Source organism: Streptomyces lonarensis (genome assembly GCF_012033735.1).
Lineage (GTDB): Bacteria > Actinomycetota > Actinomycetes > Streptomycetales > Streptomycetaceae > Streptomyces > Streptomyces lonarensis.
In genome coordinates this window covers 1-3,183 of sequence record NZ_JAAVJD010000382.1, presented here as the reverse complement: position 1 = coordinate 3,183, position 3,183 = coordinate 1, and the positions used below count along the sequence as shown (strand labels likewise).

General features: G+C 79.4%; 2 protein-coding genes and 1 pseudogene. 2 read left to right on the top strand and 1 reads right to left on the bottom strand.

Going from position 1 to position 3,183, the window contains the following annotated elements:
- Window positions 1–250: 250 nt before the first annotated feature.
- Window positions 251–1,723, bottom strand: a complete 1,473-nt coding sequence (locus HCN56_RS24760) for a phytoene desaturase family protein (protein WP_167974771.1) — start codon at window positions 1,721–1,723, stop codon at window positions 251–253.
- 706 nt (window positions 1,724–2,429) lie between these two features.
- Here HCN56_RS24760 and HCN56_RS24755 point away from each other — a divergent pair.
- Both HCN56_RS24755 and HCN56_RS24750 read left to right on the top strand, forming a co-directional pair.
- Window positions 2,430–2,894 carry an SAV_6107 family HEPN domain-containing protein gene (locus HCN56_RS24755; protein WP_167974769.1) on the top strand — a complete coding sequence of 155 codons (465 nt, stop codon included), beginning with the start codon at window positions 2,430–2,432 and terminating at the stop codon, window positions 2,892–2,894.
- Window positions 2,895–2,990: 96 nt separating this feature from the next.
- A pseudogene (locus HCN56_RS24750) lies at window positions 2,991–3,183 on the top strand (hypothetical protein); the annotation flags it as partial.

The following is a 3,183-nucleotide window of genomic DNA, read 5'->3' as shown; positions in this document are numbered from 1 at the left end:
TAGCCGGTGGCCCCGTAGCCGTCGCGCGGGGCGAGGGGCCGCGCGGCGTCCCCGCCCCTGCCCTGTACCGGCCGGACCGCGTCAATGAGTCCGCACTGCCGTCACCCGCGACGTGGGCCGGCGACGCGGAGGTCACGCGCAGCCGCCGGCAGCGAGCCGCCGTCGCCCGACGGCCCGCACCCCGCGGGGGCCGCCGCCTGCCCGGAAGGACCCGCTCAGAACGCCCCGTACGCCCGGGCGGCGCCCCCGTTCAGTAGGACCCCCGCCACCCCGGGCCCTCGACGATCAGCCCCGCCGCCAGCGCCCCGGACATCCCGGCGTGGATCAGGCCGCCGCCCGGGTGTGCCTGCCCACCGACCCGGTAGGCCCCCGGCAGCCGCCCCTCGGTCGCGGGCGCCAGGAACGTGCCGTCCGCCCCCGCCAGTACCGGAGGAGCCACCACACCGCCGGGCACGCCGGTGCTCCGTTCCAGGTCGGCCGGGGTCAGCACCACCCGCCACAGCACGCGTTCCGTCAGCGTCGGGTCGGCGGCCGCGACCAGCTCCGCCATCCGGTCGGCGTGGGCGTCGGCCGCCCCGGGCGCGTCCCAGTCGACAGGCTCGGCGGCGTCGGCCGACCGGCCCGGGGCCGGGGCGCCCGCCCGGTGCGGTGCCACCTCGGTGGTGAGGACCGCGGTGGCGTGCGCCGCGTCCGGTGCGGCCGCCGGGTCGTCGGGGCGGTCGACGGTGACGGCCGGGCCGGGCGCGCCGCCGGGCACCGGAGGAGGGTGCACCACGGTGCGGTGCGGCGTCCCGGCCGGGTGCGCACCCCGGAGCGCCAGCAGCACCACCAGCCGCCCGGCGGTGCCGCGGGTCCGTCCGGCACCCGGCCAGGGGGCGCCCCACACCACCGTCTCGGCGGGGAGACGCCGGCCGTCGGCCAGCTCCACTCCCGCGGCGCGTCCGTCGCGTTCCAGCACGCGCACGGCCTCGGCGCCCAGTGCGAACTCGACCCGTCGTTCCTCGCACCGTCGGCGCAGCGCCTCGACCAGCGCGCGCATCCCACCCACCGGGTACCAGGTCCCGAAGGTCTCCTCCACGTACGCCAGCACGGCAGCCGAGGCCGGTGCCTTCTCCGGGTCCAGTCCGTGGCGGCGCACCACCGAGGCGAGCACCGCTTCGGTGGCGGGGTGGCGCAGCTCGTCCCGCGCCATGGCCGCGAGCGTCCGGGCACGGCGGCGCAGCAGCCCAGCTCTGCGGACGGGGTAGGGGTCCTCGCGCGCCGCCTCGCGGGCGGCAGCCGTCAGCGGCTCCTCCAGCAGCGGCCGGCGAGTGGCCTCCCAGGTCTCGCGGGCCCGGCCCAGCACACCGTGCCAGCGCTCACCCGCCGCGGCCCCGACCGCTTCGTCGAGCGCCCGGCGGACCCCCGCCCGGGAGAAGCCGGGCAGCCGCAGCACGGTGCCGTCGGAGAACCGGTGCTCGACGGCCGGGTCCACCCGCCGCAGCTCCACGCACTGCTCCAGGGCGGCCCGCCCGGTCTTGAGGAACAGATCCCGGTACACCGCCGGGAAGTGCAGCAGCCCGGGCCCGGTGTCGAAGGCGAAGCCGTCCTGCCGGTGGGCGCCGATCGCGCCGCCCACCGCCTCCGAGCGCTCGACCACCGTCACCCGGTGGCCGGCTGTCGCCAGTCGCGCCGCCGCCGCCAGGGCGCCCGCACCGGCGCCGACCACCACGATCCCTGCCATGCACGGCACCCTACTGCCGGGGCGGCGACGGCCGGACGGGCGGCCCGGTGCCCTCCGTCGGGTACCCAGGGCGGTGGCGCCGTCTGAGTACCCGGCTGAGTACGAGCGCTCATGGGCCGGTGGCGGCACCGGCGGCAGAGTGATGCCCACGGGCCGGGACCACCGGACCGCCGACACGGGGCGGCGGAAGGTGGGCCGCGGTCGGCCCGACGGCTGGGCCGTCGGGCGCGCGGGGAGGGTCACGCAACCGGTCGGGGGGCCGGTGACCCGCCCGACGGGGGTGTGGGGGGGGGGGGCACGGGCGGCCGTGGCACGAGGAACCGGGGGGTTCCGTGCCGCGGCCGCTCCGCGTTCCGCTGTGGCGTTCCCGAGAGCGCGCCGCGCCGCGCGCCGTCCCCGCCTGCCGGGCCCCGCGGGGCGTGCCGCCGTCCCGCCGCCGTCCGTGCCGCGCCGCACCGCCCCCCCGGTAACGCGCCGCGGTGGCCCCGCGGCCGCCGCGGCCGTGCCGTGCCGCCGCCGCGGCCCCTTGGACCTGCTGCGTTCCCGTCACGCGCCGGGAGCGGGGTTCGCCCGCCGGTCCGGCTGGGCACTGATTGTCAGTGGCATGCGTCAGCATGTGTTCGGATGCGAGATGTCCGCCGATGGCGGGCCGCCCGCCGGGGCGCCCGTCGCCGACAGACCGCCGAATGACGACAGGAGGCTCGTCATGACCGGAAGCCCGGCCGACGTGCACCCCGTACTGCGCCGTGCCGCCGCGCCCCCGGCCGCCCTCGACCTGTTGGACAAGGCCGAACGTGGCCTGGAGACGGCCGCCGCCTGCGAGGACCCTGGGGACGCCTACGTCGCCGTCCACCTCGCCGCCCTGCGGGCCGCCGCCGCCGTGGTGGCCGTCCGCGGCCGGCCCGAGGTCACCGAGCGGGGGCGCCGCCGCATCCGCAGCGTGTGGGAGATGCTGCCGGAGGCGGCCCCGGAGCTGGCGGAGTGGAGCGCGCTCTTCACGGCGAGCGCCGCGCGCCGGGAGCGGGTCGAGGCCGGTGTCCGCAATGCCGTCCGCCGCGACGAGGCGGACGAACTCGCCCGCGCCGTCGGGATGTTCCTCCGCCTGGTCCAGTCGATGCTGCCGCACCAGCCCACCCTTCCGCGTCAGACCGCCGCCGAGCCGGGCGGCTGACCGGCGCGCCCGCGCCGGGCGGCGGTGGTGCGCCGCTCCGGGATCGGCGGCGGTCGATGCGGTGCGAGGGCGGGGCGGTCCCGTCGGTGTGCACCCGTGCGGGTGATCCCGCAGCCGTTCCCGCCGGGTGCCCTGCTCGGGCGCGCCGCCGGCTCGGCCGCGCCCGCTCCCGCCGGGGTGCTGCCCGTCCCCGTCGTCTTCTGGGCGCTGCACCGGCTGCGCTCCGAACTCGCCGAGCTGGGCGAGGAGGACGGCGGCGTGATGATCGTCGGCACCGTCGCCTCCGGGC